General features: G+C 56.3%; 17 protein-coding genes. 10 read left to right on the forward strand and 7 right to left on the reverse strand.

The window, feature by feature from the left end; genetic code table 11:
* Positions 1-21: 21 nt before the first annotated feature.
* Both lptG and lptF read right to left on the reverse strand, forming a co-directional pair.
* Positions 22-1152 carry an LPS export ABC transporter permease LptG gene (gene lptG, locus PMI16_RS21205; RefSeq protein ID WP_007883425.1) on the reverse strand — a complete coding sequence of 377 codons (1131 nt, stop codon included), beginning with the start codon at positions 1150-1152 and terminating at the stop codon, positions 22-24.
* Complete coding sequence (gene lptF / locus PMI16_RS21210) at positions 1152-2279, reverse strand: LPS export ABC transporter permease LptF (protein WP_007883426.1); 1128 nt, start codon at positions 2277-2279, stop codon at positions 1152-1154. Before lptF ends, lptG begins: the two co-directional genes overlap by 1 nt.
* Positions 2280-2332: 53 nt before the next feature.
* Here lptF and PMI16_RS21215 point away from each other — a divergent pair, with 53 nt between their 5' ends.
* A complete protein-coding gene (locus tag PMI16_RS21215) occupies positions 2333-3865 on the forward strand; it encodes a leucyl aminopeptidase (protein WP_007883427.1) in 1533 nt (510 codons plus the stop codon).
* 90 nt (positions 3866-3955) lie between these two features.
* Here PMI16_RS21215 and PMI16_RS21220 read toward each other — a convergent pair whose 3' ends face one another.
* Positions 3956-4669 (reverse strand): hypothetical protein, encoded by a 714-nt coding sequence (locus tag PMI16_RS21220; protein WP_007883428.1) that lies wholly within the window; start codon positions 4667-4669, stop codon positions 3956-3958.
* A gap of 97 nt (positions 4670-4766) precedes the next feature.
* Complete coding sequence (locus PMI16_RS21225) at positions 4767-5003, reverse strand: transcriptional regulator (protein ID WP_007883430.1); 237 nt, start codon at positions 5001-5003, stop codon at positions 4767-4769.
* A gap of 86 nt (positions 5004-5089) precedes the next feature.
* Here PMI16_RS21225 and PMI16_RS21230 point away from each other — a divergent pair, with 86 nt between their 5' ends.
* Complete coding sequence (locus PMI16_RS21230; protein WP_237719912.1) at positions 5090-5788, forward strand: S24 family peptidase; 699 nt, start codon at positions 5090-5092, stop codon at positions 5786-5788.
* 3 nt (positions 5789-5791) lie between these two features.
* Here PMI16_RS21230 and PMI16_RS21235 read toward each other — a convergent pair whose 3' ends face one another.
* On the reverse strand, positions 5792-7015 hold the full coding sequence (locus PMI16_RS21235) for an MFS transporter (protein WP_051994696.1): 1224 nt from the start codon (positions 7013-7015) through the stop codon (positions 5792-5794).
* 223 nt (positions 7016-7238) lie between these two features.
* On the opposite strand from PMI16_RS21235, the gene PMI16_RS21240 reads away from it, so the two are divergent.
* From PMI16_RS21240 to PMI16_RS21250, 3 genes are all read left to right on the forward strand, one after another.
* The gene (locus PMI16_RS21240; RefSeq protein ID WP_007883436.1) at positions 7239-7709 is read left to right on the forward strand and encodes a winged helix-turn-helix transcriptional regulator; all 471 of its coding nucleotides are present in this window, start codon (positions 7239-7241) and stop codon (positions 7707-7709) included.
* Positions 7710-7785: 76 nt separating this feature from the next.
* Positions 7786-8535, forward strand: coding sequence for a MipA/OmpV family protein (locus PMI16_RS21245; protein ID WP_007883439.1), 750 nt, complete (start codon positions 7786-7788; stop codon positions 8533-8535).
* Between the two features lie 17 nt (positions 8536-8552).
* Positions 8553-9476 carry a dienelactone hydrolase family protein gene (locus tag PMI16_RS21250; protein ID WP_007883441.1) on the forward strand — a complete coding sequence of 308 codons (924 nt, stop codon included), beginning with the start codon at positions 8553-8555 and terminating at the stop codon, positions 9474-9476.
* Between the two features lie 12 nt (positions 9477-9488).
* Here PMI16_RS21250 and PMI16_RS21255 read toward each other — a convergent pair whose 3' ends face one another.
* Positions 9489-10511 (reverse strand): alpha/beta hydrolase family protein, encoded by a 1023-nt coding sequence (locus PMI16_RS21255; protein ID WP_051994697.1) that lies wholly within the window; start codon positions 10509-10511, stop codon positions 9489-9491.
* A gap of 92 nt (positions 10512-10603) precedes the next feature.
* Here PMI16_RS21255 and PMI16_RS25490 point away from each other — a divergent pair, with 92 nt between their 5' ends.
* From PMI16_RS25490 to PMI16_RS26085, 4 genes are all read left to right on the forward strand, one after another.
* Positions 10604-11071 carry a tyrosine-type recombinase/integrase gene (locus PMI16_RS25490; protein ID WP_202801656.1) on the forward strand — a complete coding sequence of 156 codons (468 nt, stop codon included), beginning with the start codon at positions 10604-10606 and terminating at the stop codon, positions 11069-11071.
* A gap of 587 nt (positions 11072-11658) precedes the next feature.
* Positions 11659-12978 (forward strand): ATP-dependent nuclease, encoded by a 1320-nt coding sequence (locus PMI16_RS21265; protein ID WP_007883443.1) that lies wholly within the window; start codon positions 11659-11661, stop codon positions 12976-12978.
* A 328-nt stretch (positions 12979-13306) separates the two neighbouring features.
* Positions 13307-14176 carry a hypothetical protein gene (locus tag PMI16_RS21270; protein ID WP_007883444.1) on the forward strand — a complete coding sequence of 290 codons (870 nt, stop codon included), beginning with the start codon at positions 13307-13309 and terminating at the stop codon, positions 14174-14176.
* A gap of 240 nt (positions 14177-14416) precedes the next feature.
* Positions 14417-14821, forward strand: coding sequence for a hypothetical protein (locus tag PMI16_RS26085; protein ID WP_157212740.1), 405 nt, complete (start codon positions 14417-14419; stop codon positions 14819-14821).
* A 221-nt stretch (positions 14822-15042) separates the two neighbouring features.
* Here PMI16_RS26085 and bamE read toward each other — a convergent pair whose 3' ends face one another.
* Complete coding sequence (bamE, locus tag PMI16_RS25495) at positions 15043-15336, reverse strand: outer membrane protein assembly factor BamE domain-containing protein (protein ID WP_157212741.1); 294 nt, start codon at positions 15334-15336, stop codon at positions 15043-15045.
* Positions 15337-15786: 450 nt separating this feature from the next.
* Between bamE and xth the strand changes: the two genes are divergently transcribed.
* A complete protein-coding gene (gene xth, locus PMI16_RS21275) occupies positions 15787-16551 on the forward strand; it encodes an exodeoxyribonuclease III (protein WP_007883445.1) in 765 nt (254 codons plus the stop codon).
* The last annotated feature ends 330 nt before the right edge of the window (positions 16552-16881 follow it).

Here is a 16881-nt window from a genome sequence, read left to right on the forward strand (position 1 = left end):
TCATGCTACAAATTTACGGGACTAGCGTCGCTCGACCCAGCGCAAGGCAACGATCGCCATCAGCATGAACAAGGTACTCGGCAAGGCCGCCGTGACGAACGCCGGCCAGGTGTTGAGCAAACCCAGATGCGAGAACAGATTGTTGATCAGCTGGAAGCTGACGCCGATCATGATGCCCGTAAATATCTTCAGGCTGACGCCGCCCGCGCGGAAGTGCAGATAGGCGAACGGCAAGGCCAGCGCCATCATCACGAAGATGGAGAGCGGATAAACGATCTTCTTCCAGAAGGCGATCTCGTAACGCTCGGTGCGCTGGTTGTTGGCTTCCAGATGCTTGGTGTAGGCGCGCAGATCGTAGGCTGACATGCGGTCCGGATCGGCGAACAGGACCGACAGGATTTCCGGCGTCACTTCCGAGACGAAACTGCGCGTCTTGAGCTTGATGGTCGAGATCGGCGCCGTGATTTCACTGCTCTTGTTGCTGACGATGAAGGTCGTCTGCTCGACGTCCGTCAACTTCCACACGTGGTCGCCCTGATAATCGCCACGCGCGGCGACGATCATGTCGGACATGTGGAAATCCTTGTCGAGCTCGTAAATCTTGACGCCGTCCAGGCGACCGTCGCTGAGGATGCGCTGGATGTTCAGGAAGCGCGTGCCGATGACCTCGCCTTCCAGTCCGTTGCTCTTGACGACGTCCTTGGCCCACAGGCCGGAACGGAACTGAGACAGCGACGCGCCCTGCGCCTGCAGCTTGAACTTCTCGCCCAGCTCGGTCGCCTTGGGCGCCACCAGCTCGCCGAACAAAATGGTGACGATCACAAAACCGATGCCGATCTTGGCCAAGGCCACGGCGGTCATGCGCGTCGACATGCTGGACACGCGCATGATGGTGAACTCGGACGTCGCCGCGAATTGCGCCAGCGCATAGATGGTGCCGATCAGCACCGCGATCGGCATCAGTTCATAGACGTTGCCGGGTAAACCCATGGCCACGTACAGCAAGGCGTTTTGCAACTGGTAACCGTTGCGACCGACCGCTTCCAGTTGTCCCATCAGTTCAAAAAATGCGAACAGCGCCAGGAAAGCCGCCAGCGCAAACGTCACCGAGCGTACGATCTCGGAGGTGATATAGCGTTGCAATACTCGCATCAGGCCGGCCGTTTCAAGAAAAGCGCACGTCGTACGCGAGACCACATGACTGCGGGGTGATAGCGGCTATTGACCGTAAGCCGCAAAAAAAACATGCCGACAACCAGCAGCGCCACCACCAGATGCACCGGCCACCATGCCAGCATGAGCGACATGCGGTTTTGCGTCACCGACGCCTGGAACACGCTCACCGTATTGCTGTACAGGACGAACAGCAGCAGCGCCACCAGCAAGCCGATCGAGCGTCCGGCGCGCGGATTGACGAACGACAAGGGGATCGCCAGCATCATCAGCGTGAGCGACATCAGCGGCAATGCGACGCGCCACAGCAGCTCGCCGCGATTGAAGGGATTGTCCCTGGCGATCAGTTCCCAGGTCGGCAAGGCGCGCGCCGATTTGTCGCCGGCGGCGGCCTGCGACTGATTGGCCACCAGCAAGCCGTAGCGTTCGAATTCGACCATCTGGAAATCGGGCTGGCTGGGCGTGCCGTCATAGCGGCGCCCCCTGCTCATGACGACGAATTTTTCGCCGTCCTTGTCGACTTCCATCTCGCCTTCCTTAGCGACCACCACGCTGTTTTTGCCGTCGCGGAAAGTATTGACGAAGACGTTCTTCACCTTGTTGGCGTCCCCTGAAATACCCTCGACGAAGAAGATGCGGTTGGCCGTTGCCGATTCCTGGAATTTACCCGGCGATACGCGCGCGATGTCTTCCCGCTTCTCGAAGCGTTCGCGGAACTGCGAGCTCTGTTCATTGGCCCAGGGGGTGGCGACGAAGCTGAGGATGCCGGTCAACAGGATGATCGGCCAGCCGAAGCGCAGCACCGGCTTGATCCAGCGCGTCAGGCTCAGGCCCGAGGCAAACCAGACCACCATTTCGGAATCCTGGTAACTGCGCGTAATCACCAGCAAGACGGAGATAAAGCCGGTCAGGATCAGAATCACGGGCATGTAGTTCAGTGCCTGGAAACCGATCAGCGCAAGCACGTCCTGCGAGCTGACCTGACCGCCGGCAGCCTGCCCGAGGATCTTGATCAGCATCACAGTCAGCGTGATGGTAAATAGCGTGGTGAACACTGCGCCGGCGGTGCTCATCAATTCGCGTCGAAGAGCGCGCTCAAAAATCATTCGGGGCTTATAATCACAGAGGTAAATCAATCAAGGCAAACTAAGGACAAGCGATGGACTTTAGCATAAAAACATTGGACGCAAAAACCTCCGTCACCGCCGTCAAGACCGGCACGCTCGTGGTCGGCGTCTTTGAAAACCGCAAGCTGACGCCGGCTGCGCAGGCATTGGACAAGATGGGCGCGATCGCCAACGCGCTCAAATCCGGCGACATCACCGGCAAACCCGGTTCCACCCTGCTGCTGCGCGGCGTGACCGGCGTTGCCGCCGAGCGCGTGCTGCTGGTCGGCCTGGGCGCCGACGAAGAGATTGCCGAAAAAAGTTTCTCCTCCGCAACGCAAGCCGCCGTGCGCGCGCTGACGACCGTTGGCGCCAACGACGCGCTGGTCGTGCTGCCGCTGGACAAGATCAAGGGCCGCGAGGGCAGGGATATCGCCTGGGCCATCCGCGCGCTGGTGCTGGCTGCACGCGACAACAATTACCGCTCTGACGCCATGAAGAGCAAGAAAGATCCCGCTCCGACCGGCGTCAAAAAGATCGCCATCGGCGTCTCCGCTGCCGCGGCAGCTGCCGCCAAGACCGGTCTGGCCGAAGCGGTGGCGCTGGCCAACGGCATGGAACTGAGCAAGGACCTGGCCAACCTGCCGGGCAATGTCTGCACCCCGACCTATCTCGCCGCCACCGCGAAGAAACTGGCCAAGGAATACAAGCTGGGCGTCGAAGTGCTCGACCGCAAGCAACTGGAAGCGCTCAAGATGGGCAGCTTCCTGTCGGTCACCAACGGCAGCGACCAGCCGCCGAAATTCATCGTCCTCAAGCACATGGGCGGCAAGACCAAGGAAGCGCCGATCGTCCTGGTCGGCAAGGGCATCACCTTCGACACCGGCGGCATTTCGCTCAAGCCGGGCGCAGCCATGGACGAGATGAAGTACGACATGTGCGGCGCCGCGTCGGTGCTGGGCACCTTCCGCGCCATCGCCGAGCTGCAACTGAAGCTCAACGTCATCGGCGTCATCCCGACCTGCGAAAACATGCCGTCCGGCCGCGCCACCAAGCCGGGCGACATCGTGACGTCGATGTCCGGCCAGACCATCGAAGTGCTCAACACCGACGCCGAAGGCCGTCTGATCCTGTGCGATGCGCTGACCTACGTCGAGCGCTTCAAACCGGCGGCAGTGGTCGACATCGCCACGCTGACGGGCGCCTGCGTGGTCGCGCTGGGCCACCACAACTCCGGCCTGTTCACGCGTGAAGACGACGCCCACGACCAGCTCGCCAACGAGTTGCTGGCAGCCGGCAAGACCAGTGGCGACACCGCATGGCGCATGCCGGTCCAGGACGTCTATCAGGAACAGCTGAAGTCCAACTTCGCCGACATCGCCAACATCGGCGGCCAGCCGGCAGGCAGCGTCACCGCAGCGTGCTTCCTGGAGCGCTTCACCAAGAAGTACACCTGGGCGCATCTGGACATCGCCGGCACCGCATGGCGCGGCGGCGCGACCAAGGGCGCCAGCGGCCGTCCGGTACCGCTGCTGACGACCTTCCTGCTGAACCAGGCAAAGAAGGCACACAAGGCACGCGCCTGAGCCCGGCAATAAGTCCCGCAGCGCCTTCCACGGCAAACTGCAAAGCCGTCATCGCAAGATGACGGCTTTTTTATTTCTGCCGGCATCCCGCTAACGCATCAACATCGACGCCAGCAGCAGGCCGCCGCACAATACTCCCGGCACCGCCGCAAAATACAGTTGCCACGGCATGGTGAGTTGATGCCCGCGGCACCGGCGCAGCCAGGCGACCAGCATGGTTGCCAGCAACAGCACCGGAACCGCCGCCACCAGCATGTTCAGTGCATCGCGATAGGCCAGCAGATTGACCGGTTGCGCAAAGCTGAACAGGCAATTCATTACGGCGCCGCCGTGGCGCAAGGCGTGGGCGTCCAGCACATCCAGCGCATTGACGACGATGAACAGCAGCAGGTGCACCGGCACCGACAACAGGGCCAGAAGCAGCCATTCGGAGGCGCGCAAGGCCGCGTCGCAACCGGCATCGCCCGCGATCTTGCGGGCAAGGCGGCGATTGCCTTCCCATAGCGCAATCAGCGGAAGATAGACCATCCCGAACAAAGCCGCCGCGCTGAAAAAAGTCTGGCCCATGCTCCCCCTGTCCTGTCGCATCAGCCAGTCCAGCATCAGGACGAAGGCGGTCATCCCGCTTCCCAGTTGCCACCAGCGCCGGTTCCTGCATTGCCAGTAAAACACCGCCAGCAACGCCAACATGAGCATCGCCGCGCCGGTGCCCTGCCCATCGCGTGGAAACAGTTGCAACAGCGGCGTCGCCGGGGCGGCATAAGCGCCGGGCGTACGGCACAGGGTCATGAAGAACAAGGTCATGGTGATGAAATGGTGGAAAAGCGGCAGGGACGGGGAAAGACGATCCGGATTGCGATCGGCGTTCGCCGGTGCATGGAATCTGCAATGCGCCCCGCATTCAGCCGTCATCCTTTGCCGGCAGCTCCGGCCAGAGTTTGGCCCAGTCGTCGGGAAACAGCATCTTGCGCGTGACCGCCCCTCCCGACTCCCGCTCCAGACACACCGCGATCAGCGGCGAACACGGACGGTTGCCGTAGCCGATCTGGCGCAGATAATCAAACGACGTGCCGCAACGCGCGGCAAGTTCGCTGCGTTTTTCCGCCGGCAAGGAATTGAGGTATTCAATCAATGTCATATCGATAATTTAGCATCTGCTACAGACAAGTCAAGCAAAAGCTAATTTACCAAATGCTAAATTTGCGTTCAAATGCCGACATGGACATGCACGAACACCGACGCCGGCGACTGCAGGCGCTCATCGAAGATCACTACGACGGCGACCGCAAAAGCTTTTGCGACGCCGGCGACATGAGCGAGTCGCGCCTGGCGCAACTGCTCTCTTCGTCTTACCGGGACGGTCAGGGCTTCGGCGAGAAAGCGGCGCGCGCACTGGAAAGCAGGCTCGGTCTCGGCGAGTTGTATTTCGATCTGCATGCGGTCGGCGAAAGCAGCGCGAGCCGCGCTTACCAGCAACACGCCAGAATGGACGCCAGGCTTGACGACCTGGTCCGCATCCGCCAGGTCAGCCTGACATTGACGGCCGGCTCGGCGCGCTTCAAATCCGTGGAGCTTGATCCTTCGCTGTGCGTATGGGCATTTCCCAAGAGCTGGTACATGGAACGGCGCTTGTCCGCCGACAAGCTGATGGCCGTCAGCGTGACGGGCGCCAGCATGACGCCGGCCCTCAACGACGGCGACGTCGTGGTCGTCAATACCGCCGACACCGATCTGAAAGACAATGTGGTCTATCTCGTCAATTGCCAGGGCGAAGCGGTCATCAAACGCATGGCGCTGGATTTCGGCAAGTGGTACCTGACCTCGGACAATACCAGTCGCAAGCACTATCAGCGCCAGCAATTCGACGAGACAAAAGATATCGTCATCGGTCGCATCATCCTGATGGCCAGTGAACGGATCTGACGATCAGCGCGGCATCGGACGTGACATATAACGTGACATATAACGTGACATATAACGTGACATATAGCGCGCGCTCCAGCCCCAGAACAGCAGCGCCAGCAAGCTGACAGCCGCGCCCAGCATGCATACGCCGCCCCATCCCCACAAGGCGAACGCCGAGGTCGACAAGAGCGCGCCGGCGCCGCTGCCGACGGCGTAAAAAATCATGTAGCACGCGACCAGCCGGCTGTGCGATCCGGTATTGGCGCGGAAGATCATGCTCTGGTTCGTCACATGGATCGCCTGTGCGGCGAGATCCAGGGCCACGATACCCGCCGCCAGCGTCCACAAGCTGTAAGGCAGCATCGCCAGCGGCAGCCAGGCGAGCAACAGCAAAGTCAGCGCTGCACCGCTGGTCCATTGCCCTCTGCCCTTGTCAGCCAGCTTGCCGGCTTTCGCCGCCCCCAGCGTCCCGACCACGCCGATCAGGCCGAAGGCGCCGATGGCCGCATGCGAGAGCCCGTACGGTGGCGCCCGCAGCGGCAATACCAGCGCGCTCCAGAAAATACTGAACACGGCAAACATGAGCATGGCGATGACGCCGCGTATCTGCAGCACGCGGTCGCGCCACAACAAGAGCGCCATCGAGCCAAGCAACTGCGGATACGACAGACGTTCGGCCGCAGCGACCTGATCGAGCCGGCGCAGCGGCAGGCGCCCCTGCAACAGCGCCAGCATGAGCGCCGCCAGCGCCGCCGAGACAAAATACACCGCGCGCCAGCCGGCGATATCCGCGACCAGCCCGGCCATGGTCCGCGCCAGCAGCAAGCCGACCACCACGCCCGCCTGCGCCGTGCCGACCACGCGTCCGCGCTGCTCCGGCGCAGCCAGCACCGCTGCATACGCAATCAGGCCTTGCGTCATGGCCGTGCCCAGCATGCCCACCGCCAGCATCCCGCACAACAGCAAGGCGGGCGAAGACGCCAGTCCGACGCCGATCAGCGCCGCCAGCAGCAACAGCAATTGCACCAACGTCAGGCGACGCCGGTCCAGCAGGTCGCCGAGCGGCACCAGCAGGACCAGCGCCAGCGCGGATCCGACCTGCGTCGCCGTAATGACCACGCCGACGGCCGCCTGCGTAAAGCCGAACTCCGCCGCCAGGGCGTCCAGCAAGGGCTGGGCGTAGTAAACGTTGGCCACGCTGACGCCGCACGCCATGGCAAACAACCAGACCATGGCGCGCGTCATCGGCGTCTCGCCATGCCTTGCGGCGTTCCCGCCGGCATCGTCAACCAGCCCTGCTGCGTCAGTTGTACAAGCGCCTGCTTCTCCCTGGCTTCCGGCCATTCTGCTCTCTCCCGTCGCTTTGTTGGCAGCACTCAAAATTGGTTTCAAATTAAAACCAGTTGAAGTGTAAGCGAGCGAGTTCTAAAATGCAACCATTGGTCATGCACGAGGAAGCAGCAAAACAATGGCAAAACGGAAAAGTCTGAAGAGCGATCCCTGTCCGGTGGCGCGATCCATCGACGTCGTCGGCGATCGCTGGGCGCTGCTGATCATCCGCGACGCCTTCGACGGCATGCGGCGTTTCGGCGAGTTCCAGAAAAGCCTGGGCGTGGCCAAGAACATCCTCTCCACGCGCCTGCGCGACCTGGTCGAGGCCGACATCATGGCGGTCGTTCCGGCCTCGGACGGCAGTGCCTACCAGGAATACATCCTCACGCCCAAAGGCAAGGAATTGTTTACGGTGGTGCTGGGTCTGCGACAATGGGGTGAAGGTCACCTCTTCAAGAAAGGCGAAGCCTGCGCACCAATGGTCGAGCGCGACAGCGGCAAGCCGGTACCCAAGATAAAATTGCACACCTGCGACGGCAAACCGCTGAAACCGGAAGACACCGTCATCAAGAGAAAAACAAAGCGCGCGGAAGCCAAAGCACAATAAAGCGAAGCCGCTCCCTGCGCCTCGATAACAGAATAGAGAAACCGGGCTTTCCGGTTTCATCAACAAGAAAGCAACCATGAACAAAACTTTGCTCTGCACGCTGCTCCTGTCGTTTGCCGGCCATGCGTGCGCACAGCAAGCCGCTCCCGATGCCGATCTGCCCGATCACCTGACCGGCGACATCGGTCCCGGCGTGTTCCGCCTGGAGCGCAACATCCTCGGCAAGAGCGACAAGACCACCGTGCTGCCTTACGCCTACTTCGACTACAAACGCTTCTTCGCGCGCCTGGACACCTTCGGTTTCAAGACCGTGAAGATGGGCGCCGGCTACCTTGAACTGGCGGCGCGCGTCAATTTCGACCACATGGATGCCGAGCGCGGACTGAACCGTCGCTCCAACTCGGTGCCCATCGGCATCGGCACTTTGCAGGAAACGCGTTTCGGCGCCTTCTTCCTGAACGCCTTCTACGACGTCAACAAGTCGCACGGCACGCTGCTGGAAGCCATCTATGCGGCACAGGTCGACATCGGTCGCGCGCATATCTACCCGCAAGTGGGCATCGAGCGCCGCAGCGCCTCCTATAACGACTATTTTTACGGCGTCACGGCAGCGGAATCCACCACCAGCGGTTTCCGCGAATACCATGCCGGCGCATCGACCACCCCCATGCTCGGGCTGACCATTGAAATGCCGTTGGCGGAAAACTGGGTCGGCAACATCACCTTCCGCCGCAAATGGCTGGGCAACGGCATCGCCAACAGCCCGATCATCAATCACAGCACCGAAAACATGGGGCTGGTCGCAATCAACTACCACTTCAAATAATCCGCTGCGCTATTCGGATGCGACAGATTGCCATCCATCGCAGCATCGTTCCAAAAGCCGTCATTGCACTACTGGCGGCGCTGTTCTGGAACATGCCGATGACCGCATCCGCAGCGCCTCCCGCCACGGTCTACTTCCCCTCGGGAGATGGCACAGAATTAGTGGGTTACCTGTTCCCGCCCCCCGGCGACAGCAACGAACGCCATCCCGCCATCGTCATGCTGCATGGCCGTGGCGGCCCCTACTCCAGCAATGTCAACGCGATGTGTTCACGCGTCGGCCGCGACCTTATGTCGCCCTGCAATGCGGGCACGCTCTCGCAGCGGCACAAGATGTGGGGAGAATACTGGGCCAGCCGCGGCTATCTCGCCCTTCACGTCGACAGTTTCGGCCCGCGCGACCGCGCGCACGGCTATGGACGTAATTCGCACGACCTGCCCGAACGCCAGGCCGTCAACGAAATGACCGTACGCCCGCTCGACGCCGAAGCCGCCCTGGCCTATCTGGCGCGCCGCGATGACGTGCGCAAGGACAGGATCATGTTGCAAGGCTGGTCCAACGGCGGCAGCACGGCGCTCAATGTGATGTATCGCCAGGCGCAAGGCAGTTCGTCTGCGGTGCCCTTGCGCTTTCGCGCGGCGCTGGTGTTGTATCCGGGCTGCGGTTCGCGCTCGCTACTCACCCGACGCTATCGCAGCGATACCGAGGTCTGGGTTTTTCTCGCGGAAAACGACGAAGAGGTTTCGCCGCGCAATTGCTTCAGCGTCCTGCCCGCGAACGCCCCGGGAAACCTGGTCAAGGTAGTTGAATATCCCGGCGCGACACACGACTTCGACGATCCCGGCCGACCGCGCCAATCGGTTGCAGAGAATCGCGCCGCGAAAGAAGATGTCATGCGGCAAGCCTCGCCATTGCTGGAGAACTTGCCTCCGAAGGAATAGCCTTTCCGTACATTACTCTGCGCTGTTGACCGGCGCTGTACTTTTTACGGCTTGCTCTGCCGCTTGCTTTACAGCTTCCCTCGCAGCCATCTCCGCCAGCATCTCCTTCGGATCGAGTCCTGCGGCGCACATACCGGCAACCGGGTAAGACACATGCGACAAGCTATGCCCGTCAGGCCCCAGGCCTTTGGCCTCGATGATTTCGACGCGATGCCCGGCGGCGGCCAGCTTGTCGGCGAAGCGTTTCTGTAAATAAAAAACGGTATTGCGATCGTTAGGATTGCCGATCAGATAAAACACACGTTGCGGATCCGGAGCGACGCCGTCGACATGATCAATCACCTCATACGCATCGCAGTAATTGGTGACGTCGCAGCCTGGCTTGGAACGCAAATTGTTCTTTGCTCGTTTGATCTCCGCCAGTTCATTGACGGCATATACGCCCGACGAGGCCGCCGCGCACATCACATCGGTACGCCCCAACGTCAGCAAGGCGGCTGTCGTATAAGCGCCACCCGACTGCCCCGCCAATACAAGCTTCTCTAATCCATAGCGCGCCTTGATCGCATCCACTGCGGCGTTCAGCGTATAAGACTCCTTCAGACGCCGGCGCTGCGTGTGCTTGCCGGACGATCCGTACACACCCGGTCGCCCGATCAGAATGTAGGGCACCTTGAACTTGCGATAGTAGCCGGCCATGTTATCAAGCAGCCTCTGCGGCGTAATCTTGCCGTAATTGCCCAGCGGATCATAGCCAGCCAGATGATCGCCATGGAAGTAAAAAACAGCGACCTTTGCTTTGCCGCTACCTGTAGCATTTTCCTCCAGTCCACCTGAAGGGTAGTAGCGAATACATTCCGTCCCCAATCTATGCTCTACCCAGACTGCATGCTCCTGGCGTTCGCACGCCTCTTTGTTCGTGCTGGTGCCGGAAATCAGATCGCTTTCAGAGAAAGGAATGTTATTGCCACCCTGCGGCTCCTGTGCCCAGACATCACATCCCACGATGGTTGCCGCCAGACTCAGCAACAACATGCAGCCCGGCGTTGCGCCGAAATATCTCCACCCCATGGATTTCCCCTTGTTATTTATTTCCCAGCCATTTTAGCCGCGTGAAAAGAGGTCGAATGCGGAAATATTCACTCGTGCCGGCAATCGTCAGATGGTTCCGAGATTTGAGAGAGATGTCCGGCGGGTCTGAATACGTATTCCCCGCCCGCCACGAGCGACGTAGACGAAACCAGAGAGGTGACACTCACGTATCGTCTACGACGCTTTGGGCCGCGATTACCCGTACCTTTGATCGTAACGACATCGAAATCCGCAAATTCACTCCGCACAACACGCGATCGATCGCCAAGGGGCATATGCGCAACATGGGCATATCACAAGAAATTTCAGAAATCGTGCTCAACCACGCCTTGAAAGATATGGAGGCGATCTACGATGTACGCGAGGAAGTACCGGAACGCCGGTTATGCATTGGAGAAGTGGGCAGCATTTTTAATTGCAAGCGAAACAGGAGTACCAGTTCCTGCTGGCCCCCAACAATGTCGTGCCGTTCCGCTCAGCGGCATGAGTCTCGCCAATTCTAAGGATGAGGAAATGTGCCACATGTCAAGTAAAACACTTAAAATGATTGCGCGCATTACAAAGAACTAATGCTTATTGCACAGAAAAAGGGGGGGGCAAATGGGCTCATTCAGCATCTGGCACTGGCTTATTCTTGTTATCTGGGTTGGCTTTCTTTACTGCTTAGTAGGCATTCCCACATACAAGATACTTACTCGAACGGGGCACCTCGGATCCGCCAGCATACTGGCAGCCATTCCTGGAGTGAACATCATAGTTCTATGGTATTTTGCGTTTAAGAAGTGGCCGATCGACCCTGAGCTAGGTGAATTGCACAAGAGTAGTGAACTGACATTGCTTTTGCGCACATCCTAATGGAGAGGCAATGAAAAACATTCTTACTATTGTTGCGGCTGTCGTAGTGACTGGATGTACGACTAAGCCTCCTGCAGTCCCCATACTTATGGCGCCCGCCCTACACGATGCCAGCCAATCCTAATGTGGCCACCAATTGCATCACGTCCGGCGCCCAAATTAATTGCACAAACAAATGAACGTAAAAACGTTATAACAAGACTTAATTTATTTGCGAACGAAAGCTTGTCAATCCATGCCAAAACAACAAAATGCTCTTCGACACAGTGACATTGCCGCCCTCCTCGATAAGGTCAGGAAGCAAGCCTATGGGAAATATCTTCTCAAGGTAGTTCTAAAGAAGGTTCGAGGATTTGAAAATCAAGTATTGAATTTTCAGTTTCCGGTTACGGCAATAGTTGGTCCGAATGGCGGAGGAAAAACCACTTTCATGGGAGCTGCAGCGTGTGCCTATAAAAGCATTCCACCTCGTCGTTTTTTTGCAAAAAGTGGAGCGCTAGATGATGGCATGGCTGATTGGAGCATTGAATATGAAATAATCGACAGGGAACATACAAAAAACGATGTAATTCGCCGGACCGCTAGCTTTAAACAACTCAAATGGTCAAGAGATGCCCTAGACAGGACAGTTGTCTTGTTTGGCGTCTCGCGAACTGTGCCAGCATCTGAACGAACTGAAATGGGAAGATACGCTAGCAACTCGTTTACATACTTGGCTACTTCTCGCGCCAATTTGACGGCCGCCGCCGCATCAGTAATTTCCAGAATCTTAGGTAAAAATGTCTCTGGCTATTCTCAAATTCAGATCGACACCAAAGGAAGTATTACACTTTTAACCGGTCAAACATCAACAGGAGTCGAATATTCGGAATTTCATTTCGGGGCTGGCGAATCAAGCATCATCAAAATGGTCCTCGCAATTGAGGCGCTTCCTGAGAATTCCCTAGTCCTAATTGAAGAAATAGAAAACGGCCTTCACCCCGTTGCCACCAGAAAAATGGTCGAGTACTTGCTAGATGTCGCAGAGCGAAAAAAACTCCAAGCGATATTTACAACTCACTCAAATGATGCACTCTCAGTCTTGCCAGAAGAAGCTATCTGGGCCGCCGTAAAAAACTCAGTGTTTCAGGGAAAATTAGACATCGAATCATTGCGAGCAATAACCGGGGAAATTGAAAAAAAGTTAGCGATTTTTGTTGAAGACGAGTTTGCCAAGTCTTGGGTAGAGGCCGCAATTAGAAACACTGATCGTGCGTTAATCGATCAAATAGAGGTACATGGCATGAAGGGCGATGGAACGGCGGTAAAGATCAACAAACACCACAACCTCGATCCATCAAGCATCGTTCCATCAATTTGCTACATTGATGGAGATTCGCAACAAGCTACTAGTTCGGTTGATCACGTTTATAGACTTCCGGGAAGCTCACCGGAGCGCTATATTTACGATAGCGTTCTCGGAAAATACTCAGAGTTCGGCGGAAAATTGACCGTAGCACTTCTCCAGCCCTTTGATCAAGCGAGCAATATTAGAATCAGTTCAACTAGAAAATAAGCACTCCCATTTGCTGTTTAGCACAGTCGGGCAAATGATCGGATTTCTCCCCACTAAAACCGTTGAACTGGCTTTTTTAGCGATTTGGGCCCAATCACATCCAGAAGAATGCCAAGCAATAACCGACAATGTAAAAGCTATGATCACGCCGTAACCCCGCTGACGCGATTAGCAGGCCTTGGAAGAAGTGAGACCGGCGGGGGAGGTCACCGTACCGCTGGTATGTCCTTGCTCTCATACGTTAAACCGGCCTACTACCTCTCCCCAACCGCCCCCGAGGCGGTTTTTTTATTACTCTCTCTCACATTTCAAAAAATAGGGAAGCAAATTGGAACAAATAAAAGAAAAAGTAGTAGCCGGACCACAACAAGGACAAGCAAAATCCAAATCCGATTGGGCGAAACAAATCCTAATACTTACCTTGGGTATAACGGCATTAGTTCTAGAAATTTTTGGTATCAATTCTGGCTACTTGAGATATATGGCAGTTGTAATTGTTATGTTAGTCGCGACGGTCGGTTTGGAGGGCTTCACGACTTCGTACAATCAACTTCGTCAAGCGAATGACAAGACTGCAATGAAAAACCGTCTGAAATTGTCGGCAGAAAAAGCGTCAACCATTGGTGTTATCAGCCTGACATTTGCCGTTGCAATGGGACTCTATAATTTCGATACTGTTAACTCGCGCGCAAATTCAGCCAAGTTTTTGAGTGTTCAAAAACAGATGGTAGCAAAAGCCAAACAACTTGGATGCAAACTCGATTCGAGCGACAGCAAGGATTGTCAGGAGTTTCACGATGCGCTAAACGCCATCTGGATAGCGATTTGGGCGTCAGATGCTAAAGGCATCGCTACAGGCATTGATAGCCTTCGTACCGCATGGCAAATTCTTGGCATACGATACCCAAGACAGCAATACAAGGAATTTGATGCGGTGCTCGAACAACTCGACAACTTGAAATACTGGTCAGATACAGTAAAACAACAAATTACAGTTGTATTCGTGGCGCTGTTGCTACCGTTTTCAGTTGCTGCGACCACCCGCAAACTTGCTGTGGCTGCATTCGATGCCAATTTCTCTGATTCACATGTCACTTGGAGAATGGTCATAAAGCGCATATTCCTCAATGCATGGAGACTGATGCGATTCTGGAAGAAATCTTCCTACAAAGACTCCCCGCAAGTCTCAGATAGATAAAAATGAGCGCCGAATTAATGACCATTAATGATATCGCCGAGATGCATAAGTGCCCTGCGAGCATGCGCGCAGCTCGCAGGTTTAGTCTCTTGCGATGCGAGTGCGAGGAATTTTACGGATCGCGACGATCTAGCCACTCTTCTGTGGTTCATCGAAGAATCGCTCGGCATCATCAACGCATGACGGAAATCGAAAGCAAGGAGAATATAAATTGCGTGAAACTAATGCCGGTGGTGCAGCATGATGCGCCAAGATAACGTGCTGCTATTGCCAACCTTTGGGCAAGCCAAGATCATCAATCCGATATTTCGCGGCGTGAAGAAGGGCTGTCCCAGTCTCAGCATGGCGCGTCGAAAAAAAGAAGCCAACTGTTGGCTGAAAAACTCACAACCAGAGCCAAATCCACGATCAGTCGAATCCGTCATGATGGACCTTTGCCACGACATCATTTCTTCAGTGCTAAGTGGTGAGTGTAAAGGTCTGATTTACTCAGTCCATCGGGGCGATCATCATACATGGGGGACGGTAGGTAGTTATAGAGACGATAAATCTCTCTCAAAATATGTCTCTGGCGCGATGTTTTCCAAGTATCGCGAAGCGACAAAAAACGTCGTGCAGTTGCAATTGATTGGCGGTAAAAAATGACTATCCTCGTTCAACGCAAAGACGGCGAGGTCGTCACTACGTCCCTGGCAATTGCCGAACTGGCGAATTGAGCAAGCACCACGAGATGGTTCGCGACGTTCGTTTCGGACAAGTCAATTCATATCATGAGTCCGTGTTGGATTCAACCTTTATCGACATAGGCGGTGCTACATGAAAAATTCAATGTTGTAGCAATTACCGAACCTCCAAGCATCAGAATTTCACGGCTGCTTGATAAGATCCGGACTTCCATATCGGACAAGTTTTCCACCTTTGAAGACAGCGACGTAATTACTCGGCCCCCAAGAAACGACATTAGGCATGCGTCGGTACACCAACGTCTCTTCTCCAATATCCCCATTCGCACTTGTGGAGGACGGTGTACCGAGAACTTGAACTACCTGTTCTTTGCTCATACCGACAGACAGTTTGTTGAAATCCTCGGCAGTACCATAGGCAATCGCTTGACAGCCGATAAGTGTAAGAAGTGCCATATAGCAAATGATATTTTTCATCGCATTCCTCGTCATTTTGACGGCAGCTTATCACTACCACTGTAAATCAGTACGAAGACTCAGATATGAAATGGTCAAGCTGAAGAAATACTGCGAGCTATCCGGTGAAACACCAAAAATCAGTGCTTGAAAACACTGCAAAGCGCAACTGATCAATGAACGTCCTTGCAACTATCGCGCCACTCACCATCGCATCAATGTAGCTGAGCAAAGCTCGGCGTTTCCAAGTTAACGATCTATCACCTTGCCAAGGAAGGTAAGCTCGTCCTCGTTAAAATCGGCAAGCGTTCCAACGGTATTGCTGACGAGGGCCTCCTCGCCATGATCGAGCGAACAAGACTCTGCATGGGTGATATAGTGGCATCCCTGCAATATGTGGGTAGCTAGCCAGGTAGCTAAGGCTTAACTACCGCCATAACCAATTGATAAATTAAAGATTTTCTATACCCAATGAAGATAGCCACCTGGAACGTCAACTCCCTCAAAGTCCGCCTGCCCCAGGTGCTGCAATGGCTGGGTGACAACCCCGTCGACGTGCTGTGCCTGCAAGAAACCAAGCTGACCGACGACAAGTTCCCGCTGGCTGAAATCAATGCGGCCGGCTATCAGGTGGTCTACACGGGTCAGAAGACCTATAACGGCGTCGCCATCCTGTCGCGTCACGCGATCACCGATGTCGTCAAAAACAATCCGCTGTTCGAAGATGAACAGCAACGCATCATCGCCGCGACCATCGAAGGCGTGCGCTACGTCTGTGCTTACATTCCCAACGGCCAGGCGCCGGATTCGGAAAAATTCCAGTACAAGCTGAAATGGCTGGCCGCGCTGCACGAATGGCTGGCGCAGGAACAATTGCAGCATCCCAAGCTGGCCCTGCTGGGCGACTACAACATCGCGCCGGAAGACCGCGACGTGCACGATCCGGCGGCATGGATCGGCCAGAACCTGGTGTCGGAACCGGAACGCGCCGCTTTCCGGCATCTGCAAACGATGGGCTTCACCGATGCCTTCCGCATGTTCGAGCAACCGGAAAAACTCTACAGCTGGTGGGACTATCGCCAGATGGGCTTCCGCCTCAACAAGGGCCTGCGCATCGACCATATCCTGCTGACCGCACCGCTGGCGGCGCAATGCACGGCCTGCGTGATCGACAAAGTGCCGCGCAAATGGGAGCAGCCGTCGGATCACACGCCGGTCGTTGCGACCATAGTCTGATATCGCCGTCCATTCAAAACAAAGCCCGCTGATGCGGTAATGCCGTTCATTTAAGCCTATTTCCCCAAAGCAGTCGTCCCAGCGAACGCTAGGATCCAGTGTCGTGAAGACGGTCGATACGCCGCTGGGTCCTGACTTACGTCAGGACGACAGTCATAGTGAGTTGGGATTTTTAAGCTTGACTGCACGACATTACCGCATCAGCGGGCTTTGTTCTTGCCCGGAAGATATTAGAACTCATTTCATAAATAGGCGTGAGATGCGTTCTTCCCAGAAAGGGTGCTGGCAAGGGTGTAGCAGGGGTTTCGCGCAGCATGCTGCGCGCCTGCG

The organism is Herbaspirillum sp. CF444, from assembly GCF_000282135.1.
Classification (GTDB): domain Bacteria; phylum Pseudomonadota; class Gammaproteobacteria; order Burkholderiales; family Burkholderiaceae_D; genus Herbaspirillum.